1 protein-coding gene is annotated in these 246 nt (G+C 42.3%); it reads left to right on the top strand.

Annotated elements, in window-relative coordinates; translation table 11 throughout:
• On the top strand, positions 1–246 hold a 246-nt coding region (locus SB679_RS25760; protein WP_410705210.1), incomplete at both ends, for a pantoate--beta-alanine ligase.

Below are 246 nucleotides of genomic sequence, written 5' to 3'. Positions count from 1 at the left end.
ATCCTGGAAAACTCCGGACTTGTAGATGCTGTCTATATCCCGGAAATAACAGATATTTACCCTGAAAAAGCAGAAAGCCAGCATTATGACTTTGACGGATTGGAAAATGAAATGGAAGGAAAATCCAGACCTGGGCACTTTGACGGTGTAGGAACTGTTGTAGAGGAGCTTTTCAGACAAATACAGCCTGATGCAGCCTACTTTGGCGAAAAGGACTTTCAGCAGCTTGCCATTATCAAAAAAATG

This window comes from Chryseobacterium sp. SIMBA_029, assembly GCF_046535275.1.
In the GTDB taxonomy this organism is placed as follows: domain Bacteria; phylum Bacteroidota; class Bacteroidia; order Flavobacteriales; family Weeksellaceae; genus Chryseobacterium.
Note: the sequence above shows the minus strand (reverse complement) of the source record. Positions and strands in the feature narration are given on the sequence as shown.